26 protein-coding genes are annotated in these 23,783 nt (G+C 68.5%); 12 read left to right on the forward strand and 14 right to left on the reverse strand.

The window, feature by feature from the left end:
* Positions 1–196 precede the first annotated feature (196 nt).
* The gene (locus NVS83_RS06660; protein ID WP_258731716.1) at positions 197–913 is read left to right on the forward strand and encodes a sulfate transporter family protein; all 717 of its coding nucleotides are present in this window, start codon (positions 197–199) and stop codon (positions 911–913) included.
* Here NVS83_RS06660 and nth read toward each other — a convergent pair.
* Positions 870–1,592: an endonuclease III gene (nth, locus tag NVS83_RS06665; RefSeq protein WP_258738636.1), complete on the reverse strand. Its 723-nt coding sequence runs from the start codon at positions 1,590–1,592 to the stop codon at positions 870–872. The two genes, NVS83_RS06660 and nth, sit on opposite strands and share 44 nt — an antisense overlap.
* Before the next feature lie 7 nt (positions 1,593–1,599).
* On the opposite strand from nth, the gene NVS83_RS06670 reads away from it, so the two are divergent.
* From NVS83_RS06670 to NVS83_RS06680, 3 genes are all read left to right on the forward strand, one after another.
* The gene (locus NVS83_RS06670; protein ID WP_258738637.1) at positions 1,600–1,836 is read left to right on the forward strand and encodes a hypothetical protein; all 237 of its coding nucleotides are present in this window, start codon (positions 1,600–1,602) and stop codon (positions 1,834–1,836) included.
* Between the two features lie 9 nt (positions 1,837–1,845).
* The gene (locus NVS83_RS06675) at positions 1,846–2,376 is read left to right on the forward strand and encodes a DUF2244 domain-containing protein (RefSeq protein WP_258738638.1); all 531 of its coding nucleotides are present in this window, start codon (positions 1,846–1,848) and stop codon (positions 2,374–2,376) included.
* Between the two features lie 73 nt (positions 2,377–2,449).
* Positions 2,450–3,343, forward strand: a complete 894-nt coding sequence (locus NVS83_RS06680; RefSeq protein ID WP_258738639.1) for a bifunctional helix-turn-helix domain-containing protein/methylated-DNA--[protein]-cysteine S-methyltransferase — start codon at positions 2,450–2,452, stop codon at positions 3,341–3,343.
* Between the two features lie 15 nt (positions 3,344–3,358).
* On the opposite strand, the gene NVS83_RS06685 is transcribed toward NVS83_RS06680, so the two are convergent.
* From NVS83_RS06685 to dapB, 3 genes are read right to left on the reverse strand one after another with little or no spacing between them, the layout of a single operon-like run.
* Positions 3,359–3,700: an SMR family transporter gene (locus tag NVS83_RS06685; protein WP_258738640.1), complete on the reverse strand. Its 342-nt coding sequence runs from the start codon at positions 3,698–3,700 to the stop codon at positions 3,359–3,361.
* A 16-nt stretch (positions 3,701–3,716) separates the two neighbouring features.
* Entirely contained in the window at positions 3,717–4,340 is a 624-nt protein-coding gene (locus NVS83_RS06690) for a 2,3-bisphosphoglycerate-dependent phosphoglycerate mutase (RefSeq protein ID WP_258738641.1), read from the reverse strand.
* An 18-nt stretch (positions 4,341–4,358) separates the two neighbouring features.
* Complete coding sequence (gene dapB / locus NVS83_RS06695; RefSeq protein ID WP_258738642.1) at positions 4,359–5,174, reverse strand: 4-hydroxy-tetrahydrodipicolinate reductase; 816 nt, start codon at positions 5,172–5,174, stop codon at positions 4,359–4,361.
* A 328-nt stretch (positions 5,175–5,502) separates the two neighbouring features.
* Between dapB and NVS83_RS06700 the strand changes: the two genes are divergently transcribed.
* The 6 genes from NVS83_RS06700 to NVS83_RS06725 all read left to right on the forward strand — a co-directional run bounded on the left by NVS83_RS06700 (position 5,503) and on the right by NVS83_RS06725 (position 10,381).
* Entirely contained in the window at positions 5,503–7,263 is a 1,761-nt protein-coding gene (locus NVS83_RS06700; RefSeq protein WP_258738643.1) for an acetolactate synthase 3 large subunit, read from the forward strand.
* Between the two features lie 153 nt (positions 7,264–7,416).
* Positions 7,417–7,932, forward strand: a complete 516-nt coding sequence (gene ilvN / locus NVS83_RS06705; protein WP_258731725.1) for an acetolactate synthase small subunit — start codon at positions 7,417–7,419, stop codon at positions 7,930–7,932.
* A 164-nt stretch (positions 7,933–8,096) separates the two neighbouring features.
* Positions 8,097–8,756: a TetR/AcrR family transcriptional regulator C-terminal domain-containing protein gene (locus tag NVS83_RS06710; RefSeq protein WP_258731726.1), complete on the forward strand. Its 660-nt coding sequence runs from the start codon at positions 8,097–8,099 to the stop codon at positions 8,754–8,756.
* Between the two features lie 14 nt (positions 8,757–8,770).
* Complete coding sequence (gene ilvC, locus NVS83_RS06715; protein WP_258731727.1) at positions 8,771–9,790, forward strand: ketol-acid reductoisomerase; 1,020 nt, start codon at positions 8,771–8,773, stop codon at positions 9,788–9,790.
* A gap of 104 nt (positions 9,791–9,894) precedes the next feature.
* Positions 9,895–10,188: a BrnT family toxin gene (locus tag NVS83_RS06720; protein ID WP_258738644.1), complete on the forward strand. Its 294-nt coding sequence runs from the start codon at positions 9,895–9,897 to the stop codon at positions 10,186–10,188.
* A gap of 7 nt (positions 10,189–10,195) precedes the next feature.
* Positions 10,196–10,381, forward strand: a complete 186-nt coding sequence (locus NVS83_RS06725; RefSeq protein WP_258738645.1) for a hypothetical protein — start codon at positions 10,196–10,198, stop codon at positions 10,379–10,381.
* 10 nt (positions 10,382–10,391) lie between these two features.
* Here NVS83_RS06725 and NVS83_RS06730 read toward each other — a convergent pair whose 3' ends face one another.
* The 7 genes from NVS83_RS06730 to NVS83_RS06760 all read right to left on the reverse strand — a co-directional run bounded on the left by NVS83_RS06730 (position 10,392) and on the right by NVS83_RS06760 (position 18,007).
* Positions 10,392–10,922 (reverse strand): DedA family protein, encoded by a 531-nt coding sequence (locus tag NVS83_RS06730; RefSeq protein ID WP_258738647.1) that lies wholly within the window; start codon positions 10,920–10,922, stop codon positions 10,392–10,394.
* Positions 10,923–10,924: 2 nt separating this feature from the next.
* The gene (locus NVS83_RS06735; protein ID WP_258738648.1) at positions 10,925–12,220 is read right to left on the reverse strand and encodes an NAD(P)/FAD-dependent oxidoreductase; all 1,296 of its coding nucleotides are present in this window, start codon (positions 12,218–12,220) and stop codon (positions 10,925–10,927) included.
* 40 nt (positions 12,221–12,260) lie between these two features.
* The gene (mutL, locus tag NVS83_RS06740; RefSeq protein ID WP_258738649.1) at positions 12,261–14,141 is read right to left on the reverse strand and encodes a DNA mismatch repair endonuclease MutL; all 1,881 of its coding nucleotides are present in this window, start codon (positions 14,139–14,141) and stop codon (positions 12,261–12,263) included.
* A gap of 164 nt (positions 14,142–14,305) precedes the next feature.
* Positions 14,306–14,953 (reverse strand): dual specificity protein phosphatase family protein, encoded by a 648-nt coding sequence (locus tag NVS83_RS06745; protein WP_258738650.1) that lies wholly within the window; start codon positions 14,951–14,953, stop codon positions 14,306–14,308.
* A 144-nt stretch (positions 14,954–15,097) separates the two neighbouring features.
* Positions 15,098–15,916: an ABC transporter permease gene (locus NVS83_RS06750; RefSeq protein ID WP_258738651.1), complete on the reverse strand. Its 819-nt coding sequence runs from the start codon at positions 15,914–15,916 to the stop codon at positions 15,098–15,100.
* A complete protein-coding gene (locus NVS83_RS06755) occupies positions 15,916–16,821 on the reverse strand; it encodes an ABC transporter permease subunit (RefSeq protein ID WP_258738652.1) in 906 nt (301 codons plus the stop codon). The genes NVS83_RS06750 and NVS83_RS06755 overlap by 1 nt, the downstream gene beginning before the upstream one ends.
* Positions 16,822–16,831: 10 nt before the next feature.
* Complete coding sequence (locus NVS83_RS06760; RefSeq protein WP_258738653.1) at positions 16,832–18,007, reverse strand: ABC transporter ATP-binding protein; 1,176 nt, start codon at positions 18,005–18,007, stop codon at positions 16,832–16,834.
* Between the two features lie 191 nt (positions 18,008–18,198).
* On the opposite strand from NVS83_RS06760, the gene NVS83_RS06765 reads away from it, so the two are divergent.
* Positions 18,199–19,599 (forward strand): glutamine synthetase family protein, encoded by a 1,401-nt coding sequence (locus NVS83_RS06765; protein ID WP_258738654.1) that lies wholly within the window; start codon positions 18,199–18,201, stop codon positions 19,597–19,599.
* Positions 19,600–19,645: 46 nt separating this feature from the next.
* Here NVS83_RS06765 and NVS83_RS06770 read toward each other — a convergent pair whose 3' ends face one another.
* Together NVS83_RS06770 and NVS83_RS06775 are read right to left on the reverse strand one after the other, a co-directional pair.
* Complete coding sequence (locus NVS83_RS06770) at positions 19,646–20,695, reverse strand: LLM class flavin-dependent oxidoreductase (RefSeq protein ID WP_258738655.1); 1,050 nt, start codon at positions 20,693–20,695, stop codon at positions 19,646–19,648.
* Positions 20,696–20,933: 238 nt separating this feature from the next.
* Positions 20,934–21,278, reverse strand: coding sequence for a DUF1127 domain-containing protein (locus NVS83_RS06775; protein ID WP_258738656.1), 345 nt, complete (start codon positions 21,276–21,278; stop codon positions 20,934–20,936).
* Positions 21,279–21,475: 197 nt separating this feature from the next.
* On the opposite strand from NVS83_RS06775, the gene NVS83_RS06780 reads away from it, so the two are divergent.
* Positions 21,476–22,360 (forward strand): LysR substrate-binding domain-containing protein, encoded by an 885-nt coding sequence (locus NVS83_RS06780; protein ID WP_258731742.1) that lies wholly within the window; start codon positions 21,476–21,478, stop codon positions 22,358–22,360.
* Positions 22,361–22,387: 27 nt separating this feature from the next.
* Here the strand turns inward: NVS83_RS06780 and NVS83_RS06785 are convergent, their stop codons facing one another.
* The gene (locus NVS83_RS06785; protein WP_258738657.1) at positions 22,388–23,758 is read right to left on the reverse strand and encodes a glutamate--cysteine ligase; all 1,371 of its coding nucleotides are present in this window, start codon (positions 23,756–23,758) and stop codon (positions 22,388–22,390) included.
* Positions 23,759–23,783 lie beyond the last annotated feature (25 nt).

The raw sequence follows: 23,783 nt of genomic DNA on the forward strand, positions 1-23,783 counted from the left end.
CAAGTCCTTGATCGGAATCACTCTTTGTTCACACCGGAACGAATCAGGACTCCCGGGGCGATTCACGCAATGCAAGCGGAGAATCCGAATTCGCCCGCGGCGGGGCGGACCGCGCCCGCCGTCCGGGCCGCCTCCCGAGGAGGCTTGAGACCGGCGCGGCGAGGGTTTACCTGAGGACATCACAGGTGAATCGTCCATGCTCCAGGATGCCGTAAGATCCTTCGTCCAGACCTTCTCGCGCGAGTACCGGCGTTTTCTCTGGCGGTCGATCATCCTCGCGGTCGGACTTCTCGTGGCACTGGGCATCGGCAGCTATTACGCCCTGACCTATTTCGTCTCCCTGCAATGGGACTGGGCGAACGTCACGCTGGACATACTGGCGGCGGTCGGGATCTTCGCCGGCGCGGTGTTCCTGGTGCCGCCGGTGACCTCGCTGATCGCCGGCCTGTTCGTCGACGAGGTGGCCGAGCAGGTCGAGGCCAACGAGTTCAACGACATACAGGTCGGCCGGGCGCTGCCCGCCGGCCGCGCGCTGGTGCTCAGCCTGCGGTTCTTCGGGCTCACCCTCGCGGTCAACCTGGTGGCGCTGCTGCTCCTGCTGGTGCCCGGCGTCAACATCGTCGTGTTCTACGTCGCCAACGGCTACCTCCTGGGGCGTGAATATTTTCAGCTCGCGGCGCTGCGCTTCCGCACCGAGGACGAGGCGGCGCTGGTGCGGCGCCACCATGGGCTCGCGGTCTTCGCCGCCGGCATGATCATCGCCCTGGTGGTCTCGGTGCCGATCCTCAACCTCATTACGCCGATCTTCGCCACCATCTTCATGGTGCGGCTGCACAAGCGGCTCACGCGCTCGCGCTCCTACGCCGCCGCTAGGCGGGGGTCTTCTCCGGCCAACGGCACAGGTCCGAAATGAGGCAGCGCGGGCAGTCCGGCTTCAGCGCCTTGCAGACATAGCGCCCGTGCAGGATGAGCCAGTGATGGGCGTGGAGCATGAACCGCGCCGGAATCGCTCGCTCGAGCCCCATCTCCACCTCCAGCGGCGTCTTGCCGGGCGCGAGGCCGGTGCGGTTGGCGACCCGGAACAGGTGGGTGTCGACCGCGATGGTCGGCTGGTGGAAGGCGATGTTGAGCACGACATTCGCCGTCTTGCGCCCGACGCCGGGCAGCTTCTCCAGCTCCGCGCGGTCGGCCGGCACGGTGCCGCCATGCTCGGCGATGAGGCGGCGCGAGAGCTCGACCACGTTCTTCGCCTTGCCGCGATAGAGGCCGAGGGTGCGGATATGCTGCGCCACCCCTTCCTCTCCCAGCGCCACCATGGCCTCGGGCGTCGGCGCCGCCTTGAACAGGCCGCGCGTCGCCTTGTTCACGCCGGCGTCGGTCGCCTGCGCGGAGAGCACCACCGCGACCAGCAGGGTGAAGGGGTCGACATAGTCGAGCTCGCCCTTCGGCTCGGGATCGGCGGCCTCGAAGCGGGAGAAGGCGGTCTCGACCTCGGCCGCGCTCCAGGGGCGGAAGGCGCCGCCGAGCGCCGCCGCCGCGGCATTGGCGACGGCACGCTTCCGGGCCGGGCGGGCCGCGGCCTGCTGCTCCAACGCCGCCTTGGCGGAAGCCGACGCGCGGCCGGCCTTGCCGGAACTCTTGGCCGCGCCAGTCTTCCTTGCCGCTGAAGGCTTGACGGCTGACGACTTGGCGCCAGCGCTCGTCGCGCCGGAACCCTCGATCGCGCCGCCCTTGCCCACGCGGGTCCTGCCGGCCGGCGCGACCTTTGCCGCCGTGCCGGCGCGCGGGCGGCGCGGCGCCGAATCCCTGTCCTTTTCAGCCATTTTCGACCTATAATGTGTGTCCATGAGCGCTGCCAAGATCGCCCCGCCCCCAATCGACGCCGGCGACGGCGAGCCGACGCTTTACGTGGCGCGGCTCGAACCCTACCGCTCGCTCGACGAGCGCGGCTTCCTCATCGTCATGCTGGTGGTGGCGGCGATCAGCTTCGTATGCGGCACCACCTTCCTGCTGATGGGCGCCTGGCCGGTGTTCGGCGTGTTCGGGCTCGACGTGCTCGCCATCTGGTGGGCGTTCCGCATGAACTTCCGCTCCGCCCGGGCGCGCGAGGAGATCACCGTCACGCCGAGCCTCATCACCGTGCTCAAGGTCGACCCTGCCGGCCGCGCCGCCGAGGCGCGGATGAACCCGCTCTGGACCCGGCTCGACAAGGAATCGATCGAGGATTACGGCCTCCAGCGGCTGATGCTGCGCTCGCGCGGCGACGGCGTCGAGGTCGGCGGCTTCCTGCATACGGCGCAGCGCGAGGAACTGGCGGACGGGCTCGGGTCGGCCCTCAGCACCGCCAAGCGCGGTGTGGTACGCTCCGCCCTCTGACCGCCGCCGTCGAAATCGGGTGGCCCGGCGCAGGACGCCGTGGTTCTCTCGTTCCAGCAGGAGGAGATTGCCCGTGCTCGCGCCCAATCTTGATGCCGCCCATCCGCTGGAGATCGCCGCCGCCGACTACGAGATCGTGCGGCGTGCGGTCGAATATGTGAACCTGCGCTTCCGGGACCAGCCGGAAGTGGAGGAGATTGCCCTCGCCGCGGGGGTCAGCCCCCGCGCGCTCACCGACCTGTTCCGCCGCTGGTGCGGCCTCACGCCGAAGGACTTCCTTCAGGCCGTGACGCTGGACGCCGCGCGGCGGGTGCTGACCGAATCGGACAATGTGCTCGACGCCGCCTATGAGCTCGGCTTCTCCGGGCCGGGCCGGCTGCACGATCTGTTCGTGGTGCACGAATCCATGTCGCCCGGCGAATGGAAGACCGGCGGTGCGGGCCTCGTGATCCGCTACGGCTTCCACGCCTCGCAGTTCGGCTCGGCGCTCGCCATGGCCACCTCGCGCGGCCTGTGCGGCCTCGCCTTCGCCGACGAGGGCGAGGAGGATAAGGCGCTCGCCGACATGCGCCGGCGCTGGCCGAACGCGACCTATATCGAGGACCCCTACGCCACCGCGCCCTATGCGGCGCGCATCTTCGACCGCAGCACCTGGAATCCGGACGACCCGCTGCGGATCGTGTTCATCGGCACCGATTTCGAGGTGCGGGTGTGGGAGACGCTGATGCGCATCCCGCTCGGCAAGGCAACCACCTATTCGACCATCGCCGATCGGATCGAGAAGCCGAAGGCGGCCCGCGCGGTCGGCGCGGCGGTGGGCAAGAACCCGATGTCCTTCGTCGTGCCGTGCCACCGCGTCATCGGCAAGAGCGGCGACCTCACCGGCTATCACTGGGGCCTCACCCGCAAGCGGGCGATCCTCGGCTGGGAGGCGGGCCAGCTCTGCAAGGAGTGGGGCGCGTCCTGAGCCCCGCCGCCCCCTTCAGTGGGTGACCGATTTCGAGAACAGGTTCACCACCAGCACGCCGGCGATGATGAGGCCGAGGCCGACCATCGCCGGCACGTCCAGCTTCTGGCCCTGGAACAGCCACGCCACCAGCGCGATCAGCACGATGCCGAAGCCTGACCAGATGGCGTAGACGATGCCGGTCGGCATGGTGCGCAGCACGATCGACAGGCACCAGAAGGCGATGCCGTAGCCGACCAGCGCGACCAGCGTCGGCACCAGGCGGGCGAAGCCGTCCGAGCGCGCCAGCGCCGTCGTCGCGACCACCTCGGCGGCGATCGCGACCAGCAGCAGCAGATAGACCAGCCCCGCGCTCATCGACCGGGCGCCGGCATCAGTCGGCGAGGTCGACCACGCTCTCGACCGTCGAATCCGGCTTCAGCCGGTAGATCACCGGCACGCCGGTGGCGAGCTCGCGCTTCATGATGGTCTCGGGCGTGTGCTTCTCCAGCACCATGATCAGCGCCCGCAGCGAGTTGCCGTGCGCCACCACCAGCGTGCGCTGGCCCTGCAGCACCTTGGGCAGGATCTCGGTGACGTAGTAGGGCAGGGTGCGGGCGATGGTGTCCTTCAGGCTCTCGCCGCCGGGCGGGGGCACGTCGTAGGAGCGGCGCCAGACATGCACCTGCTCCTCGCCCCATTTGGCGCGGGCGTCGTCCTTGTTGAGGCCCGACAGGTCGCCATAGTCGCGCTCGTTGAGGGCAAGGTCCTCGATCGTGGCGAGCCCGCTCTGGCCGAGGTCGCCCAGCGCCAGCTCCAGCGTCTTCTGCGCGCGCGAGAGCTTGGAGGTGAAGGCGACGTCGAACTGGTAGCCCTCCTCCTTGAGCCGACGGCCCGCCTTGTGCGCCTCCTCGACGCCCAGCGGCGTCAGGTCGGGGTCGCGCCAGCCCGTGAACAGGTTCTTCAGGTTCCACTCACTCTGGCCGTGGCGGACGAGGACGAGAAGGCGTTCGGACATGGGATCGGTCTCCATCGGTCAGAAATCGGACAGGCCGAGAACGTCGGCCATCGAGTAGAGCCCGGGCTTGCGCCCGCGCGCCCAGCGGGCGGCGGCGAGCGCGCCGCGCGTGTAGATTTCCCGGTTCTCGGCCTTGTGGGCGAGCTCGATCCGCTCCCCGGTGCCGGCGAACACCACCGTATGGTCGCCGATCACCGTGCCGCCGCGCAGCGTGGCGAAGCCGATGTCGCCCGCGCGCCGCGCGCCGGTGTGGCCATGGCGGGCGAAGACGCCTTGGGTGCCGATGTCGATGCCGCGCCCTTCCGCCGCCGCCTGCCCGAGCAGCAGCGCCGTGCCCGAGGGCGCGTCGATCTTGCGGTTGTGGTGCATCTCGACGATCTCGATGTCGTAATCCTCGTCGAGCGTGCGCGAGACGCGCCGGACCAGCGCGGCGAGAAGGTTGACGCCCAGACTCATATTGCCCGACTTCACGATCGCGGCATGCCGGGCGGCAGCGGCGATCTTCTCCTCGTCCTCGGGCGAAAAGCCGGTCGTGCCGATCACATGGACGATGCGCGCCTGGGCCGCGAGCGCGGCAAAGGCGACGCTGGCGGCCGGGACGGTGAAGTCGATCACCCCGTCGGCGGCGGCGAAGGTCTCGAGCGCGTCGGTTCCGACCCGCACGTCGAGCGCCGGCAGCCCGACGAGCTCGCCCGCGTCGCGGCCGATCAGCTCGCTCCCCGGCGGCTCGATAGCCCCGGCGAGCGTCAGGTCGGACGCCTCAGCGATAGCGCGGATAAGGGCGCGCCCCATGCGCCCTCCGGCGCCGACGACCACCAGCCGCATATGCGTCATGAATGCTCTCCCACCGATGGCATGGCGTATAGCGGCGTTCGAATGTCACGAAAAGTGCTTGTTTGGACGCCATTCTGCGCGCTTACTGGTCGAACGCTTGACGCGCGCCCCTCGCCCCTGTACAGGTCGCGCAACTTTACGAAGGAAGGGCGCCCGGATGCGCAACAATGTTATCCTTATCGTAGGACGGCGCGTCGCCGCGGAGCTTGCCTGACGGCCGCTCCGCCCATTGGTGACGCGCGAAAATGGCCCCTGACGGGGCCTTTTGATTTTCTGGACTACCCCTTCCGATCCGCCACGAGACCGATACGTCATAAGGAACACGACCATGATGCGCGAGATGACCGGCGCCGAAATGGTGATGCAGGCCCTGATCGATCAGGGTGTCGAACACATGTTCGGCTATCCCGGCGGCGCGGTGCTGCCGATCTACGACGCCATGTTCCACCAGAACCAGGTCCGCCACGTCCTCGTGCGCCACGAGCAGGGCGCGGTGCACATGGCCGAGGGCTATGCCCGCTCCTCGGGCAAGGTCGGCGTCGTGCTCGTCACCTCCGGCCCCGGCGCCACCAATGCGGTGACCGGCCTCACCGACGCGCTGCTGGATTCGATCCCGGTCGTGTGCATCACCGGCCAGGTGCCGACCCATCTCATCGGCTCGGACGCGTTCCAGGAATGCGACACGGTCGGCATCACCCGGCCCTGCACCAAGCACAACTACCTGGTCCGTGACGTGAACGATCTCGCCCGCGTCATGCACGAGGCGTTCTATGTCGCCCAGAGCGGGCGTCCGGGGCCGGTCGTGGTCGACATCCCGAAGGACGTCCAGTTCGCCAAGGGCATGTATGTCGGGCCGGAGAACATCCAGCACCGCACCTACCAGCCGCGTCTGAAGGGCGACCCGGAGAAGATCCGCCAGGCGGTGGAACTGATGGCAGGCGCCAAGCGGCCGATCTTCTACACCGGCGGCGGCGTCATCAATTCGGGGCCCGAGGCGAGCCGGCTGCTGCGCGAGTTCGCGCGCCTCACCGGCTATCCCGTGACCTCGACGCTGATGGGCCTCGGCGCCTATCCGGCCTCGGATCGGCAGTGGCTCGGCATGCTCGGCATGCACGGCACCTACGAGGCCAACATGGCGATGCACGATTGCGACGTCATGGTGTGCGTCGGGGCGCGCTTCGACGACCGCATCACCGGCCGCGTCGACGCATTCTCGCCAGGCTCGACCAAGATCCACATCGACATCGACCCCTCCTCGATCAACAAGAACATCAAGATCGACATCCCGATCATCGGCGACGTCAAGCATGTGATCGAGGACATGCTGACCGTGTGGCGCTCGATGAAGGCCGAGCCGGACCGGCAGGCGCTGGCCGGCTGGTGGCGCCAGATCGACGGCTGGCGCGCGCGCCGCTCGCTCTCCTTCCAGCCCGGCGACCGCATCATCAAGCCGCAGCAGGCGGTGAAGGCGCTCTACAACGCGGTGAAGGACAAGGACGTCTACATCACCACCGAGGTCGGCCAGCACCAGATGTGGGCGGCCCAGCACTTCCACTTCGAGGAGCCGAACCGCTGGATGACCTCGGGCGGCCTCGGCACGATGGGCTACGGCCTGCCGGCAGCGATCGGCGTGCAGGTGGCGCATCCCGGCAGCCTCGTCATCGATATCGCGGGCGAGGCCTCGATCCAGATGTGCCTGCAGGAGCTCTCGACCGCGCTGCAGTTCAACCTGCCGGTCAAGATCTTCGTGCTGAACAACGAGTATATGGGCATGGTGCGCCAGTGGCAGGACCTGCTGCATGGCGGGCGCTACTCGCACTCCTATTCGGAATCGCTGCCCGACTTCGTGAAGCTCGCCGAAGCCTATGGCGGCAAGGGCATACGCTGCGCCGACCCGGCCAAGCTCGACGGCGCGATCCAGGAGATGCTCAACACCGACGGGCCGGTGCTGTTCGACTGCATCGTCGACCAGAAGGAGAACTGCCTGCCGATGATCCCCTCGGGCAAGCCGCATAACGAGATGATCCTGCCTGATCATCCCGAGGCGCTGGACGACGCGATCAGCGAGGAAGGCAAGATGCTGGTGTGAGGCCGGCGACGGCCGGCGCCCGCGCCTGACGCCCCCACCGCTCCACCCGCGAGCGCAGGAGCGGGCGCGGCGCCGGAGATCCCTCACCCGTCCCTCTTCCCGCCGGGGAGAGGCAGACCGCGCGACCCATTCCAGCCCTTCGAGTAGCTTGCCATGCCTCCCGTCAGCGAACCCGCCGAGCGCCACACCCTCTCCCTGCTGGTCGACAACGAGCCGGGCGTTCTCGCTCGCATCGTCGGCCTGTTCTCCGGCCGCGGCTACAACATCGACAGCCTCACCGTCTCCGAGGTGAGCCACGATTCCCGGCGCTCGCGCATCACGGTCGTCACCACCGGCGCGCCGATGATCATCGAGCAGATCAAGAGCCAGCTCGACCGGCTGGTGCCGGTGCACCGGGTGGTCGACCTTACCGTGGAGGGGCGGGCGCTGGAGCGCGAGCTCGCCCTCATCAAGGTGCGCGGTAAGGGCGAGCTCAGGCGCGAGGCGCTGCTGATCGCCGACAGCTTCCGTGCCCGTACCGTCGACACGACGCTGGAGAGCTTCGTGTTCGAGATCACCGGCAAGCCGGACAAGATCGACCAGTTCGTCTCGCTGCTGGAGCCGCTGGGCCTGGTCGAGGTCTCGCGCACCGGCGTCGCCGCGATCGGCCGCGGTCCCGAGCCCATGTGAAGCCGGTGGCGGGGGTGGTGCCGGACGGTCATCTGGACCGGGGCGCCGACCTGCTCGCCGCCGCTTTCCTGCTCCTCCCGCCCATTCCGCCCAACGCCGGCTTGCGCGGGCACGGGCGTTCCTATAGCAGAACCGTAACGTACGGTACGGATACGGCAGCACTGATGACCCATCCCGATACAGCGGGCGAGACGCTGACGGCGCGCCAGCGCGCCGTGCTCGACGCCGTGCTGGCGCTGATGGTCGAGCGGGGCGGCGACGTCACCATGACCGCCGTCGCGCGCCGGGCGAGCTGTTCCAAGGAAAGCCTCTACAAATGGTTCGGCGACCGGGACGGGCTGCTGACCGCCACCGTGCGCTGGCAGGCCTCCAAGGTGCGCGCCGGCAATTACGACCGCACGCGGCTCGACGCGCTGGCGCTGCGCGACAGCCTGATCCGCTTCGCCGCCAACTGGCTCGCCGTCATCTCCAGCCCGACCTCGATCGCGCTGAACCGCTTCGCCATTGGCGAGACCGGCGCGCGCGGTGGCAATCTCGGCGCGATCATGCTCGCCAACGGGCGCTTCGCGATCGGCGAGCGGCTCAAGCCCGTGCTCGAAGCGGGGCGCGAAGCGGGGCTGGTGGCGTTCGACGACACCGAGATCGCCTTCCGCACCTTCCTCGGCCTGGTCGGGCGCGACGTGCAGATCCGGCTGCTGCTGGGCGACGCGCTCTCGCTCCGCGCCGAGGAGATCGAGCGCGACGCCGCGCGCGCCACCGACCAGTTCCTCTCCCTCTACGGCACCGGGCGCACCGCGCCGGGCCGGGACAAGATCAACGCGTGACACAGGAGACACCCATGCGCGTTTACTACGATCGCGATGCCGACCTGAACCTCATCAAGGGCAAGAAGGTCGCCATCATCGGCTATGGCAGCCAGGGCCGCGCCCACGCGCTGAACCTCAAGGAATCCGGCGTCAAGGAGATCTCCATCGGCCTGAAGCCGGGCTCGGCCACCGCCAAGAAGGTCGAGGCCGACGGGCTCAAGGTGCTCACCGTCGCCGAAGCGGCCAAGTGGGCCGACCTGATGATGATGGCCACCCCGGACGAGCTGCAGGCCGACATCTACCGCGACGAGATCGCCCCCAACATCCGCGACGGCGCGGCGATCGCCTTCGCCCACGGCCTCAACGTGCATTTCGGCCTGATCGAGCCGAAGGCGTCGGTCGACGTGCTGATGGTCGCCCCCAAGGGCCCCGGCCACACCGTGCGCGGCGAGTACCTGAAGGGCGGCGGCGTGCCCTGCCTCGTGGCCGTGCACCAGGACGCCTCGGGCAATGCGCTCGACCTCGGCCTCTCCTACGCCTCGGGCGTGGGCGGCGGCCGCTCGGGCATCATCGAGACCACCTTCAAGGAAGAGTGCGAGACCGACCTGTTCGGCGAGCAGGTGGTGCTGTGCGGCGGCCTCGTCGAGCTGATCCGCGCCGGCTTCGAGACGCTGGTGGAAGCCGGCTACGCCCCGGAGATGGCCTATTTCGAGTGCCTGCACGAGGTGAAGCTGATCGTCGACCTCATCTATGAGGGCGGCATCGCCAACATGAACTACTCGATCTCCAACACCGCCGAGTGGGGCGAGTACGTCTCCGGCCCGCGCATCATCACCGCCGAGACCAAGGCGGAGATGAAGCGCGTCCTGAACGACATCCAGACCGGCAAGTTCACCTCGGACTGGATGCAGGAGTACCGCGCCGGCGCCGCCCGCTTCAAGGGCATCCGCCGCATGAACGACGCACACCAGATCGAGCAGGTCGGAGAGAAGCTGCGCGGCATGATGCCGTGGATCGGCGCCAACAAGCTGGTCGACAAGACGAAGAACTGAGGGCGGAGCCAGCGTGGGCTAAGCGCTGTACCACGCCTGCAGTTAATTGCGCATGTCGGAGTGCCCGCTCGCTATAACTCAGTTGGTCAGTTGCTGAGGTGATCATGGGCGAGACGGACGATTTCGAGTGGGATGACGACAAGGATGCGGCGAACCTTGCCAAGCACGGTTTGCCGCTCTTTTTCGGAATGTTCGTTTTCGATGGCCGGCCGCGCCTCGAACGGCCGTCGCCAAAGCTCGTCGCCGGAGAGGCGCGGACCGAGGCCATGGCCGAACTCGAGGGTCGTGTTATATTGTGCGTCTTCGTATGGAGAGCGCACCGTCGCCGATTGATCTCGGTCCGGCGCGCACACAGGAGCGAACGACGTGTCTTCGAGAAGGCAGTTCGAGGAGGCTGAGCGGCTTTTGCATGACTTCGACTGGTCGAAGGTCGATGCGATGACGGATGCTCAGATCATCGAAGCGGCGAAGAGCGACCCGGACTCGTCCCTGCCCACCGAAAAAGAACTCGCCGAGTTCGATCTCGTCATCCCGGCCAAGGCCCGACGCGAGAAGAAGCACGGCAAGCCGCCGAAGGAAGCGGCCGAATAGCGCTCCCCGCCTATCCCCCGGTCCAGAACTTGACCGCCGCCGCGCCGGGGGCGAGCAGCAGGAACGCCCACAGCATCGCCGAGGCGATGTTGGCCATCTGGAACACGAACTGCGGCATGGCGAACATGCCGGCCACCAGGGGGATCACCGCCCGGATCGGCCCGAAGAAGCGGCCGATGAACACGCTCCAGCTGCCATGGCGGTGGAAGAAGCGCTCGCCGCGCACCAGGATCTGCGGGTGGCGGCTGAACGGCCAGATGTAGCGCGCCCGCCCCTTCAGCCGGAAGCCCACCCAGTAGGACACCGCGTCGCCGAGCGCCGCGCCCGCCGCCGCCCCGGCCCACACCGGGAGCAGCGCGATGCCGCCCGCCTCGATGATCGGCCCCATGCCGATGAGGATGACGGTCGCCGGCACGAACAGCGAGACCACCGCCAGCGACTCGCCGAAGGCGAGCAGGAAGGCGATATAGGGCGTCCAGTGCGCATGGGTCTGAACGAAGCCAAGTGCGTCCTGCGCCCAGTGCTGAACCTCGGGGAACATGGCTAGAGCCGGTCGCGCAGCGCGTAGTAGCTCATGCCGGCGACCAGCAGCGGCCAGCGCATGAGCGGGCCGCCGGGGAAGGGCGGCACGGGCAGCCGGCCGAGCAGGTCGAATTCGCCGAGCTGGCCGCGGATCACCTCCGCCAGCAGCCGCCCGAAATAGGGCGCGAGCATCACGCCCTGCCCGGAATAGCCGGCGGCGGCGAGGACGCGCGGCGAGAGCCGGCGCACGAAGGGCATGCGGCTCATGGTGATGCCGAGGATGCCGCCCCAGCCATAGTCGATGCGTGCATCGGCGAGCTGGGGGAAGATCTTCAGCATGTAGGGGCGCACGAAGGCGCCGGGATCGGCCTTCAGGGCGCGGGTGTAGCTCTCCCCGCCGCCGAACAGCAGCCTTCCGTCCGAGCTGAGCCGATAATAGTTCACGACGAAGCGGCTGTCGGCGACGGCCGCGTCGTTGGCGATGATCTCCCGCGCCCGAGCGCCCAGCGGCTCGGTGGCGGCGATGTAGTTGGCGATCGGCATGACATGGGTGTCGACCCGGCGGTCGAGCCCGTCCTGCAGTCCGTCGCCGCATTCCAGCACCCAGTCGGCCTCCACCACGCCGCTCGCGGTGGACACGCGCACCTTCGCCCCGCCCTCGTCGATCGACAGGGCGCGCGAATGCTCGAACAGCCGCGCGCCCGCGCCCTGCGCCGCCCGGGCGAGGCCCAGCGCCAGGTTGAGCGGGTGGAGATGCCCGCCGCCATGGTCGATCATGCCGCCATAATAGGCGTCCGAGCCGACCATCGCCCGCAATTGCTCGCGCGAGAGCGGGGCGGCGTGAGGGTAGCCGTAGACCTCGTTCAGCTTCCGCGCATAGGCGTGGCTGTGGGCGACATAGGCCGGCTTGTGGTCGGCGACGACCAGCCCCGGGCGCACGTCGCAGTCGATGGCGTGGCGTGCGATCAGCGCGTAGAGGAACGCCTTCGCCTCCTCCGCCATGCGCCAGAGCGCGCGGGCGTCGTCGAGGCCCATATGCTCCTCGATCCAGTCCTGGTCGCGGCGCTGGCCGCTATGGATCTGCCCGCCATTGCGGCCCGAGGCGCCCGAGCCGAGCTTCGCCGCCTCGAGCAGCGCCACGTCGAGCCCGGCCTCGGCGAGATGGAGCGCGGCGGAAAGCCCGGTATAGCCGCCGCCGATGACGCACACATCCGCCCGCACGGTTCCCGCCAGCGGCGGAAAGGCGGGCATGGGATGCGCCGTGGCGGCGTACCAGCTTTCCGGGTGGCCGGTTCTCTGGGAGGTGTCGAACGCCATGCTCGTCAATCTTGCCTGCGCGGCCAATCTAGCGGAAAGCTCAGCGCCGCGCGAACAGGCGCTCGATGTCGGCCAGCGCCAGGGTGATGAAGGTCGGCCGGCCGTGGTTGCACTGGCCCGCGTTCGGGGTGGTCTCCATCTCGCGCAGCAGCGCGTTCATCTCCTCCACGCGAAGGCGGCGGCCGGCGCGCACCGAGCCGTGGCACGCCATGGTGGCGGCGACGTGCAGCAGGCGCCGCTCCAGCGGCAGCGCGTCGTCCCATTCGGCCGCGTGCTCGGCGAGTTCGCGCACCAGGGCTGGAATGTCCGCCTCGCCCAGTAGCGCCGGCACCTCGCGCACCAGCAGCGCGCCCGGGCCGAACGGCTCGATCACCAGCCCGAACCGCTCCAGCGCCTCGGCGCGCTCGGCAAGGCGCCCGGCCTCGGCCGGGTCGAGCTCGACCACCAGCGGCACCAGCAGCATCTGGCGCGCCAGCCCGTCGCGCTCCATCGCCGCCTTGAGCCGCTCATAGACGATGCGCTCATGGGCGGCGTGCTGGTCGACCACGACCACGCCGTCGCGCGTCTGGGCGATGATGTAGGTCTCGTGGAGCTGCGCCCGCGCCGCGCCGAGCGGGCGCTCCAGGAGGTCGGGCGCGGCGGGGGCGGCATCCGCGCGCGCATCCGCCGACGGCGCCAGAGCGAGGCCGAGCGCGAGGCTCGCCACGCCACCCGCCATGGCGCCCTCGCCCGCGATCGAGCCGAAATCGAACCGCGCCGGTGCCTCGCGCACGCCGCCCGGCGGGACGGCGCCGTCCCCGGGCGCGGCCCAGGACCGCGTCCAGTCATAGCTGCCGCGCGGGCCGTCGGGCGCGCCCTGCGGCCGCCAGCCTTCCGGGCGGGCGAGCTGTGCCAGCCGGTCGGCGCCGGTGGAAGAGGTGCGCGGCACGCCGGCGGTGAGCGCGTCGGTCAGCGTGCGCACGATCAGCGCGCGGATGAGGCCGGGGTCGCGGAACCGCAGCTCGGTCTTGGCCGGATGCACGTTCACATCGACCTCGCGCGGGTCGAGATCAAGGAACAGCACGGTGACCGGATGGCGGTCGGACGGCAGCAGGTCCGAATAGGCGGCGCGGATGGCACCGATCAGCACCTTGTCGCGCACCGGGCGCCCGTTGACGAACAGGTATTGCGACAGCGAGTTGGCCTTCGAATAGGTCGGCAGGCCGGCGAGGCCGGTGAGCCGCGCCCCCTCGCGCAGTCCCTCGATGTCCAGCGCGTTGCGTGCCACCTCATGGCCGAGCACGTCGGCGATGCGCGCGCGCCGGCCCGCGGCGTCCGACCCGCGCGCGGGCCATGTCGCCGGCGCCTTGTCGTCGGTGACGAGGGTGAAGCCGATGTCGGGCCGCGCCAGGGCGAGACGGCGCACGGCGTCGACCGCCGCCATGGTCTCGGCGCGCTCGGACTTCAGGAATTTCAGCCGGGCCGGGGTGGCGAAGAACAGGTCGCGCACCTCCACCCGCGTGCCGGGGCCGAGCGCTGCCGGACGCACCGGCGTCTTCACCCCGCCCTCGACGCGGATCTCGTAGGCTTCGCCGCTGCCCGCCGGGCGGCTGGCGATGGAGAGCCGCGCCACCGCGCCGATCGAGGCCAGCGCCTCGCCGCGGAAGCCGAGCGTGGCGATGGCGAGCAGGTCCTCGTCGTCGAGCTTGGAGGTGGCGTGGCGCTCGACGGCGAGGGCGAGCTCGTCCGCATCCATGCCGGCGCCGTCGTCGGTGACCCGCAGCAGGCGCCGGCCGCCGCCGTCGATGACGATCTCGATCCGCCGCGCGCCGGCGTCGATCGCGTTCTCCACGATCTCCTTCAGCGCCGCAGCCGGCCGCTCGACCACCTCGCCCGCGGCGATGCGGTCGACCAGGGCGGAAGGGAGAAGGCGCAGCGGCATGGCGGACCGGGGAAGCGTTGTCGGGACGGCGGCGATTCGAACCGCCCTAGCCTACACCCTCGCGCCGCCGCACGCGCCCGCACGCGTCGGCGACGGGCGCGGAAGATCGGGTGCGGGAGAATTGAGCGCCGGAGAATTGAGCGCCGGCGACGGGCGCGGCTCCCTCAGGAGCCGGTATAGCCGAGCATGGGCTCGATGCGCTCGAAAGTCTCGTCCATCGCCCAGGCCGGGAAATAGGGGATGGGGAAATGGCCGTAGAACAGCGAAAGCTGCCATTCCGCCGCTTCCTCGCTGCCCTTGGCGATGGCGGCGACATAGAGCGCGGAGGCGATGCCGCTGCGGTCCGCCCCGCCCTTGCAATGCACCAGGATCGGCTTGGGCGCGTCGCGCATGATGGCGATGAGCTGCTCCACCTGCTTCGGCGTCAGCTCCTTGCCGGCCGAGAGGCCGTAATCGATGTGCTCGATGCCGAGCCGCTCGCTCTCGGCGATCTCGGCGACGTGCCAGGGCGCCTTGGAGGCGCCGCGCAGGTTGATCACCGTGCGCACGCCATACTTCTTCTGGATCGCCTCAAGCTCGTCCGCGTTGATCTGGGCGGAGCGGTAGAGCTCGCCGGGGATCACGGTGTGGAAATTGCCGACGAGCTGCTCGACGATGAGATAGGCGCCGATCAGCAGCGCGGCCGCGCCGAGGCCCCAGCCGGTGCCGCGCAGGAAGCGGCGGAAGCGCCCCATCGACGGGGCGGCCTTGCCGTCGCCGGAGACGGGTCCGGCCGGCGGGATCTGTGCGGGCGAGACGTCGGACAGGCTCATGGATTCAGGCTCGCGGGACGGTCTGGTCTGACGGCGGTTATGCGGAAGAGCAGGCGGTAGGCTGGTCTTTTTTACAGCGCGGCTCGGTGATTGCAACGGGGCATTTTGGCGCCGTCGTTCCTTCGCGCAAAATCGTGGCGGCAATCAGCCCGCAGCGGCCAGCCGCTCGGCTTTCTGGCGTTCGATTTCCTGACGTTTGGTGATGATCGAGGCGCCGATGACGACCACCGTCACGATGCCGATGAGGATGGTGCAGACGGCGTTGATCTCCGGCGTCACGCCGAGGCGCACCTGCGAGTAGATCCGCATCGGCAGCGTGGTCGCACCGGGGCCGGTAGTGAAGCTCGCGATGACCAGGTCGTCCAGCGACAGGGTGAAGGCCAGCATCCAGCCCGAGACCACCGCCGGCAGGATGATCGGCAGCGTGACCACGAAGAAGGTCTTGAGCGGCGGGCAGCCGAGATCGAGCGCCGCCTCCTCCAGGCTGCGGTCGAAGGTGACGAGGCGCGACTGCACCACCACGCAGACGAAGCACATGGTGAAGGTGATGTGGGCGAGGGTGATGGTCCAGAAGCCGCGGTCGAAGTTCACCGCAACGAACAGCAGCAGCAGCGACAGGCCGGTGATCACGTCCGGCATCACCAGCGGGGCGTAGATCATGCCGGAGAACAGCGTACGGCCGTAGAAGCGACCGTAGCGGGTCAGGGTGATCGCCGCCATGGTGCCGAGCACGGTGGCGACGCAGGCGGTGATGAAGGCCACGCGCAGCGTCACCCAGGCGGCGTCGAGAAGCTGCTCGTTGCGCAGCAATTCGCCGTACCAGTGGGTCGAGAAGCCGGCCCACACCGTCACCAGCCGCGAGGCGTTGAAGGAGTAGATCACCAGGAGGACGATCGGCAGGTACAGGAAGGCGAAGCCGAGTACCAGCGAGGTGACGTTGAACCAGGAGAGCTTGCGGTCCATCAGCGCCCCTCCACCTCGCGCTGCTGGACGTTCTGGTAGAGCACGATGGGCACCACCAGCACCAGCAGCAGAAGCACCGCCACCGCCGAGGAGACGGTCCAGGAGCGGTTCACCGAGAACTCGGTCCACAGCACCTTGCCGATCATCAGCGTGTCCGAGCCGCCGAGCAGGTCGGGGATGACGAACTCGCCGACCGCGGGGATGAAGCACAGCAGGCACCCGGCGAACACGCCGGGCAAAGAGAGCGGCCAGGTGATCTTCCAGAACGCAGCGAAGGGCGTGCAGCCGAGATCGGCCGCCGCCTCGAGCAGCGTGTCGTCCATCTTCTCCAGCGCCGAATAGAGCGGCAGGATCATGAAGGGCAGGTAGGAGTAGACGATGCCGATATAGACCGCGGTGTCGGTCGCCAGGATCTCCAGCGGGTGGTCGATGACGCCGAGAAAGAACAGGAACTGGTTCAGCAGTCCTTCCGGCGACAGGATGCCGATCCACGCATAGACGCGGATCAGGAACGAGGTCCAGAACGGCAGGATCACCAGCATCAGCAGCGTCGGGCGCAGCGCCTTGGACGAGCGCGCCATGGCGTAGGCGATGGGATAGCCGACGAGCAGCAGCAGCACGGTGGAGATGCCGGCGATCACGAGGCTCGAGCCATAGGCCTCGATGAACTCGTTGTCCCAGCTCAGCACGTAGCCGTAATTCTCGAAGGAGAGCTCGCCGAGGCTCTCCTTGATCGCCGCCCAGCCCTCGGAGAGGGCGAAGGTCGGGAAATAGGGGGGCTGGGCGATCGCGTCCTGGGACAGGCTGATCTTGAAGACGATCAGGAACGGCACCAGGAACAGCGCCAGCAGCCACAGATAGGGAAGGGCGACGACCAGCCAGCGCCCCTTCGCCTTTGCCGCCATCCGAGCCTCCCTAGCGCGTCAGCACCACGCCGGCATCCGGCGTGAAGGAGACATAGACCTTGTCGTCCCAGGTGATGGGCCGCTCGACCATGCGGGTGAGGTTCGGCTTGGCCGCCTTCACCCGCACCCCGTTGGGCAGCTCCACATGGTAGATCGACAGGTCGCCGAGATAGCCGATGTCCCAGATCGTGCCGGACAGGCAGTTCAGGCCGGCGTCGGCCGGCGGCTCGAGGTCGACGCGCAGCTTCTCCGGCCGGACCGCGAGCGAGACGCTGTCGCCGGGCTTCGCCTCGCCGCCCTGGCTGATGCGCATCGGCATGTCGGGCGCCGCCTCGGCGCGCAAGGTCAGCCCGCCCGCGTCGACGCTCTCCACACGGGCGTCGAGGATGTTCACGTCGCCCACGAAGTCGGCCACGTAGCGGCAGTTGGGCTGCTCGTAGATCTCGGCCGGCGGGGCGACCTGCACCAGCTTGCCGTGGTTCATCACGGCGATGCGATCGGCCACGGTCATCGCCTCCTCCTGGTCGTGGGTCACGATCAGGAAGGTCATGCCGAGCTCCATCTGGATGTCCATGAGCTCGAACTGGGTCTCCTCGCGCAGCTTCTTGTCGAGCGCGCCGAGCGGCTCGTCGAGCAGCAGCACCTTGGGGCGCTTGGCGAGCGAGCGGGCGAGGGCGACGCGCTGGCGCTGGCCGCCGGAAAGCTGGTGCGGCTTGCGCTTGGCGAAGCTCTCCAGCTTCACCAGCTTGAGCATCTCCTCCACCCGCGCGGCGACGGCGCCCTTCTCGACCCGGTCCTGGCGCAGGCCGAAGGCGATGTTGTCCCACACGCTCATGTGCGGGAACAGCGCGTAGGACTGGAACATCATGTTGACCGGCCGCCGGTAGGGCGGGGTGCCGACCAGGTCCTCGCCGGCGAGGGTGATGCGGCCCTCGGTCGGCTCCTCGAAGCCGGCCAGCATGCGCATCAGCGTGGTCTTGCCGCAGCCCGACGGGCCGAGCAGCGCGAAGAATTCGCGTTCGTAGATGTCGAGCGACAGGCTGTCGACGGCGGTGAACTCGCCGAAGCGCTTGGTGACGTTCTCGTAGCGGATGAGCGGAACCGCCGTCGGGTCAGTCCAGGGGGAGAACTTGCGGCGAATGCCGCCGATGGTCTTCTGCGTCTTTTCGGCGACGCCTGTGCTCATGCTGTGCCCCGTTGCCCGCGGCCGGATGCCCGGTTCTTGACCCGACGCTAACCGGGTTCGCGCGGCGGCTCAACGGCACAATGCAAACAATTTTACCATGCCCGGAAATGTGCACGAGGCGAGCGCTTGACGGCTCGCGCAGCGGCATGATTGCCTCCATGCGGCGCAACAGGCGCATCAGGGTAGTTATCATGGCCAAGAAGAAGCGTCCCGAAAAGGACGTGGTTCAGTCCATCCGCGGCGTCACCTCGCTGGAGGAAGCCAAGGCGTGGATGGCCGCGCGCGGCATCACCGAGATCGAGTGCATGGTGCCGGATCTTGCCGGCGTCGGTCGCGGCAAGATCATGCCGGCGTCCAAATTCCTTTCCGGGCCGGTGATGAACCTGCCGCTCTCCGTGTTCCTGCAGACCATCTCGGGCGACTATCCACCCTATGAGGGGCTGGTCGATTCGGTGGTGGCGGACAGCGACCTCGTGATTCAGCCCGACTTCACCACACTGTGCTCGGTGCCGTGGGCGCAGGACCCGACCGCGCAGATCATCCACGACGCCTATCACCGCGACGGGCGGCCGGTGGAGATTTCCCCGCGCCAGGTGCTGAAGAGCGTGGTCGACCTCTACACCCACAAGGGCTGGAAGGCCGTGGTGGCGCCGGAGATCGAGTTCTATCTGGTCGAGCCCAACTCCGATGCCGACTATCCGCTGAAGCCGCCGATCGGGCGCTCCGGCCGGCCGGAGATCGGCCGCCAGTCCTATTCGATCCAGGCGGTGAACGAGTTCGACGCCCTGTTCGAGGACATGTACGACTATTCGGAGGCGCAGGGCCTCGAGATCGACACGCTGATCCACGAGGACGGCGCGGCGCAGATGGAGATCAACCTGCTGCACGGCGACCCGATCATGCTCGCCGACCAGGTGTTCCTGTTCAAGCGCACCATCCGCGAGGCGGCGCTGGCGCACAAGATCTACGCCACCTTCATGGCCAAGCCGATCGCGGAGGAACCCGGCTCGGCGATGCACATCCACCAGTCGATCGTCGACGCCGAGACGGGGAAGAACATCTTCTCCGACGCCAAGGGCGACCCGACGCCGGAATTCTTCTCCTTCATCGCCGGCCTGCAGCGCTACATGCCGGCGGTCATGTCGATCTTCGCGCCCTACGTGAATTCCTACCGCCGGCTCACCCGCGATTCGATGGCGCCGATCAACGTCCAGTGGGGCTATGACAACCGCACGGCGGGCCTGCGCGTGCCGCCCTCCCCGCCGGCGGCGCGCCGGGTGGAGAACCGGGTGCCCTCCTCCGACGCCAACCCCTATCTCGTCATGGCCGCCTCGCTCGCCTGCGGCTATCTCGGCATGATCGAGGGGCTGCGCCCGACCGAGCCGCTGGAGGCCGACGCCAAGTTCCTCGATTTCGAGCTGCCGCGGGGCCTGCTCGATGCGGTGGCGGCGATGCAGTACTCCGAGGAGATCGCGACGGTGCTCGGCCCGTCTTTCGTGAAGACCTACACCGCCGTGAAGCAGGCGGAGTTCGACATCTTCATGCAGGTCATCTCGCCCTGGGAGCGCGAATATCTGCTGCTGAACGTGTGAGCGCGGCGGAGGGTCTTTGGCCCTCCGCCCCTCGACCCTCCGCCCCTCAACCCTCCGCCAGCATCTCGCGCACCAGCGGGATGACCCTGCGCCCGTAAAGCTCGATGCAGCGCATGGCCTTGTCGTGGCCGAGCGGGCCGGCGCTGTACTTCATGTCGAAGCGCGACAGGCCGAGCGTCTTCGCGGTCCGCGCGATCTTCGCCGCCACCGTCTCGGGTGCGCCGAGATAGAGCGAGCCGTGCGATATCTCGCGCTCGAACGCCTCGCGCCCATAGGGCGGCCAGCCGCGCTCGGCGCCGATGCGGTCGTGCATGCGCTTGTAGTCGTCGTAGAACTCCTCGCGCGCGGCCTCGTCGCTCTCCGCCACATAGCCGTGCGAATGCACGCCGATCGGCTGCACGGTCCCGCCGAGCTGGTCGATCGCCTTGTGGTAAAGGTCGACATAGGGCGCGAAGCGGCCCGGATTGCCGCCGATGATGGCGAGCATCAGCGGCAGCCCGTAGCGCGCCGCGCGCACCACCGATTCGGGCGAGCCGCCGACGCCGATCCAGGTCTTCAGCGTGCCGCTCTCGACCGGCGGGAACACGTGCTGATGGTCGAGCGGCGGGCGCAGGCTGCCGCGCCAGCTCACCCCGTCCTTGGTCGCATTGTCGCGCAGCAGCGCGGCGAACAGGTCGAGCTTCTCGGAGAACAGCGCCTCATAGTCCTTCAGGTCGAAGCCGAACAGCGGGAAGGATTCGGTGAAGGAACCCCGCCCCAGGATCACCTCGGCGCGCCCGTTCGACAGGGCGTCGACGGTGGAAAAGCGCTGGTAGACCCGGATCGGGTCGTCCGAGGAGAGCACGGTGACCGCCGAGCCGAGCCGGATTCGGCTCGTGCGGGTGGCCATCCCCGCCAGCACGACCTCGGGCGCGGAGACCGCGAAATCGTCGCGATGGTGCTCGCCCACGCCGATGAAATCGACGCCCGCCTCGTCCGCCAGCACCGCTTCCTCGACCAGGTTGCGGATCACCTGCGCGTGCGGGAGCGCGCGTCCTTCGCTGTCGGCGGTAACGTCGCCGAAGGTGTCGAGCCCGAGTTCGAGATGCTGTGCCATCGGATGCCTGTGGGTCCACCTGATCCGCCGGCCGCGCGCCGGCGGTGCTCATATGGACCGCATCGCACGCCCACGCATCCGTGCCGCTGCAAGGACGGTCTTTCGCCGTTGCAAATTCGCCCGTCCTGCCCGGGGCCGAGGCATAAAAAAAGCCCGCCGGAAGGATCCAGCGGGCTTCAAGTTGGCGGCATGAGGGGGTCAATACCGCCGGTAATTCGATCGGGACCGCCTGGCATGATCACTCGCAGGCCAGGTAATCGTTACGCCCTTTGACGCCGGCCTCGCGCTGCGTCTCGCGCGCGATGAGGCGGCGACCCGCGCGCCGCTCGACGGCACGCACCACCAGCACCGAGGTGGGGTCCTTCCACAGCGGCCCCGACGAGGCGTCGCGCAGGTCGGCGCGGGTCAGGCCGATGTCGCGCAGCATGTGGTCGTCGAACTCGCCGAGCTGGGCGATGAGACGGCGCCGGCCGAACGCCTTGAGAAACTGGACCGTCCCCGAGGCGACAACGACGAGCGCGGCGCTGGCCGCGGCACCAAACGAGGAGAACGCCGTTCTCCGGACTTCGCCAATATACGACATCGATACCTCCATCCGTCTGTCGGCCACGCAGCGGTGACGGTGGGTTTATCGATATCGGCGGTGACCGAAGCCACCCGATATCAGCGCCACCCGTTCGCGGCGCAATCGTTATGACCCAGCGGCATTGATCACACTAGCGAATGTTTCTGATTTGACCTATCATTCCCAGTGATACGAACCGCGGGAGGATGCCGGCCATGTCCGTGCTGCTCGATATTGATCAATTAAGAACATTCATAGCTATCGCTGAAACCGGCAGTTTCACGAAAGCGTCCGAGGTCGTGCACAAGACCCAGTCCGCGGTCTCGATGCAGATGAAGCGGTTGGAGGAGCGGGTCGGACGGCCGATCTTCGCGCGCGACGGGCGCGCCTCGCGCCTCACCGACGAGGGCGACCGGCTGCTCGACTACGCCCGGCGCATCGTGCAGCTCAACATGGAGGCGATGGCGAGCCTCGCCAGCGCCGAGCTGTCGGGCCGGGTACGCCTCGGCGTGCCGGACGACTATGCCGACCGCTACCTGCCCGAGATCATGGCGCGCTTTTCCGCCACCCATCCCAATGTCGAGCTGACCGTGGTGTGCGACCCGTCGACGGACCTCGTCGACCGCATCGACACCGGCGACCTCGACCTCGCCATCGTCACCGATTGCGAGATGATCAATCGCGAGCCGGAGATCATCCGCCGCGAGCAGCTCCTCTGGGTCGGCTCGATGCGCCATTCGGTTCATCTGGAGGACCCGGTGCCGCTGGCTCTCGGCCGGCAGAACTGCAACTGGCGGCAGGAGGCGATCTCCATGCTGCAGGCCAATGCCCGGCCGTTCCGCATCCTCTACACCTCGTCGAACAGCACCGCGGTGTCGGCGGCCGTGCTCTCGGGGCTCGCCATATCGGTGCTGCCGGAATCGGGCCTGCGCCCGGGCATGCGGGTGCTCGGCCCCTCGGAGGGCTTTCCCGCTCTGGCGCCGTGCCGCATCGGCCTGCTGCGCAATCGGCACGAATCCTCGCAGCTCGCCGAGGCGCTCGCCAATCACATCATCCAGGGGCTCGACAACATCTCCGAGGTCTCTATCGCCGCCGAGTGAGGCGCGACGGCGACCGCCCGGGATCGCCTAATAGGCGCACTCGTCGAAGATCGGCTCGACCGAGCGGTTCCAGTCGGTCTCGTAGCGCTCGAGCAGCGCCTCGGCGGGCGTGCGGCCGGCTTCGAGGCTCTCTTCCAGCGGGCCGAGGAAACGGGTCTCGTCGCGGCCCTGGCTGTCGCGCACGTCGCGCCGCTTCAGCCCCTCGCGGGCGATGGCGACCACGTCGCGCGCCAACTCCAGCACCGGGCGGCCGGCGATCTCCGCGTTGAAGGCGAGGCGGGGGACCTCGTCGCGCAGCGCCTGCCGCTCCGCCGCGCTCCAGCTGCGCACCAGCTCCCAGGCCGCGTCGAGGCTCGCGCCGTCATAGAGCAGGCCGGTCCACAGCGCCGGCAGCGCGCAGAGATTCGCCCACGGCCCGCCATCGGCGCCGCGCATCTCGAGGAAGCGCTTGAGCCGCACCTCGGGGAAGATGGTGGAGAGGTGGTTCGCCCAGTCCGAGACCGTGGCCCGCTCGCCCGGCAAAGCAGGGTGGCGTCCGGCCAGCAGGTCGCGGAAGGAGGAGCCGGCGACGTCGATGTAGCGATCGCCGCGCTTGACGAAATACATCGGCACGTCGAGCGCGTAGTCGACATAGCGCTCGAAGCCCATCCCCTCCTCGAAGGCGAAGGGCAGCATGCCGGCGCGTGCATTGTCGGTGTCGCGCCAGATCTCCGAGCGGAAGGACAGGAAGCCGTTCGGCCGCCCTTCGGTGAAGGGTGAGTTGGCGAACAGCGCGGTCGCCACCGGCTGCAAGGCGAGGCCGACCCGCAGCTTCTTCACCATGTCGGCTTCGCTGGAGAAGTCGAGATTCACCTGCACCGTGCAGGTCCGGTACATCATGTCGAGGCCGTGCGTGCCGACCTTCGGCATGTAGGCGGTCATGATGTTGTAGCGGCCCTTGGGCATGCGCGGGGTCCGGGCGAGCGTCCATTTCGGGCTCATGCCGAGGCCGAGGAAGCCGAAGCCGAGCGGCGTCGCCACCTCGCGCACCTGGACGAGGTGCGAGTTCACCTCAGCGCAGGTCTCGTGGATCGAGGCGAGCGGCGCGCCGGAAAGCTCGAACTGCCCGCCCGGCTCCAGCGAGATCGCCCCGCCGCCGATCGTGTCGGCGAGACCGATGATGGTCTCGCCCTCCATGATCGGCTCCCAGTCGTTCAGCGCGTGCATGCCTTCGAGCAAGGCGCGGATGCCGTTCTCGCCCTCATAGGGCACCGGCTCGTGCCCCTTCAGCGTGAAGGGAATCTTCTCGTGCTCGGTGCCGATGCGGAATTTCTGCGGCGCCTTGCACCCCGCTTCCAGCCACGCGACGAGATCGTCGCGGCTTTCGACGGGCTGCGTATCGATCTGGTCTCGCGCCATGGAAAACTCCGGCCGGCTTGCTGCG

The organism is Ancylobacter mangrovi (genome assembly GCF_024752335.1).
Lineage (GTDB): Bacteria > Pseudomonadota > Alphaproteobacteria > Rhizobiales > Xanthobacteraceae > Ancylobacter > Ancylobacter mangrovi.

What these genes read in the sequence shown, in the direction of transcription:
- NVS83_RS06660 (WP_258731716.1), top strand. Translation starts at nt 197, where the DNA reads ATGCTCCAGGATGCCGTAAGATCCTTCGTCCAGACCTTCTCGCGCGAG.
- NVS83_RS06675 (WP_258738638.1), top strand. Translation starts at nt 1,846, where the DNA reads ATGAGCGCTGCCAAGATCGCCCCGCCCCCAATCGACGCCGGCGACGGC.
- NVS83_RS06685 (WP_258738640.1), bottom strand. Translation starts at nt 3,700, where the DNA reads ATGAGCGCGGGGCTGGTCTATCTGCTGCTGCTGGTCGCGATCGCCGCC.
- NVS83_RS06690 (WP_258738641.1), bottom strand. Translation starts at nt 4,340, where the DNA reads ATGTCCGAACGCCTTCTCGTCCTCGTCCGCCACGGCCAGAGTGAGTGG.
- dapB (WP_258738642.1), bottom strand. Translation starts at nt 5,174, where the DNA reads ATGACGCATATGCGGCTGGTGGTCGTCGGCGCCGGAGGGCGCATGGGG.
- NVS83_RS06700 (WP_258738643.1), top strand. Translation starts at nt 5,503, where the DNA reads ATGATGCGCGAGATGACCGGCGCCGAAATGGTGATGCAGGCCCTGATC.
- ilvN (WP_258731725.1), top strand. Translation starts at nt 7,417, where the DNA reads ATGCCTCCCGTCAGCGAACCCGCCGAGCGCCACACCCTCTCCCTGCTG.
- NVS83_RS06710 (WP_258731726.1), top strand. Translation starts at nt 8,097, where the DNA reads ATGACCCATCCCGATACAGCGGGCGAGACGCTGACGGCGCGCCAGCGC.
- ilvC (WP_258731727.1), top strand. Translation starts at nt 8,771, where the DNA reads ATGCGCGTTTACTACGATCGCGATGCCGACCTGAACCTCATCAAGGGC.
- NVS83_RS06720 (WP_258738644.1), top strand. Translation starts at nt 9,895, where the DNA reads ATGGGCGAGACGGACGATTTCGAGTGGGATGACGACAAGGATGCGGCG.
- NVS83_RS06730 (WP_258738647.1), bottom strand. Translation starts at nt 10,922, where the DNA reads ATGTTCCCCGAGGTTCAGCACTGGGCGCAGGACGCACTTGGCTTCGTT.
- NVS83_RS06735 (WP_258738648.1), bottom strand. Translation starts at nt 12,220, where the DNA reads ATGGCGTTCGACACCTCCCAGAGAACCGGCCACCCGGAAAGCTGGTAC.
- mutL (WP_258738649.1), bottom strand. Translation starts at nt 14,141, where the DNA reads ATGCCGCTGCGCCTTCTCCCTTCCGCCCTGGTCGACCGCATCGCCGCG.
- NVS83_RS06745 (WP_258738650.1), bottom strand. Translation starts at nt 14,953, where the DNA reads ATGAGCCTGTCCGACGTCTCGCCCGCACAGATCCCGCCGGCCGGACCC.
- NVS83_RS06750 (WP_258738651.1), bottom strand. Translation starts at nt 15,916, where the DNA reads ATGGACCGCAAGCTCTCCTGGTTCAACGTCACCTCGCTGGTACTCGGC.
- NVS83_RS06755 (WP_258738652.1), bottom strand. Translation starts at nt 16,821, where the DNA reads ATGGCGGCAAAGGCGAAGGGGCGCTGGCTGGTCGTCGCCCTTCCCTAT.
- NVS83_RS06760 (WP_258738653.1), bottom strand. Translation starts at nt 18,007, where the DNA reads ATGAGCACAGGCGTCGCCGAAAAGACGCAGAAGACCATCGGCGGCATT.
- NVS83_RS06765 (WP_258738654.1), top strand. Translation starts at nt 18,199, where the DNA reads ATGGCCAAGAAGAAGCGTCCCGAAAAGGACGTGGTTCAGTCCATCCGC.
- NVS83_RS06770 (WP_258738655.1), bottom strand. Translation starts at nt 20,695, where the DNA reads ATGGCACAGCATCTCGAACTCGGGCTCGACACCTTCGGCGACGTTACC.
- NVS83_RS06775 (WP_258738656.1), bottom strand. Translation starts at nt 21,278, where the DNA reads ATGTCGTATATTGGCGAAGTCCGGAGAACGGCGTTCTCCTCGTTTGGT.
- NVS83_RS06780 (WP_258731742.1), top strand. Translation starts at nt 21,476, where the DNA reads ATGTCCGTGCTGCTCGATATTGATCAATTAAGAACATTCATAGCTATC.
- NVS83_RS06785 (WP_258738657.1), bottom strand. Translation starts at nt 23,758, where the DNA reads ATGGCGCGAGACCAGATCGATACGCAGCCCGTCGAAAGCCGCGACGAT.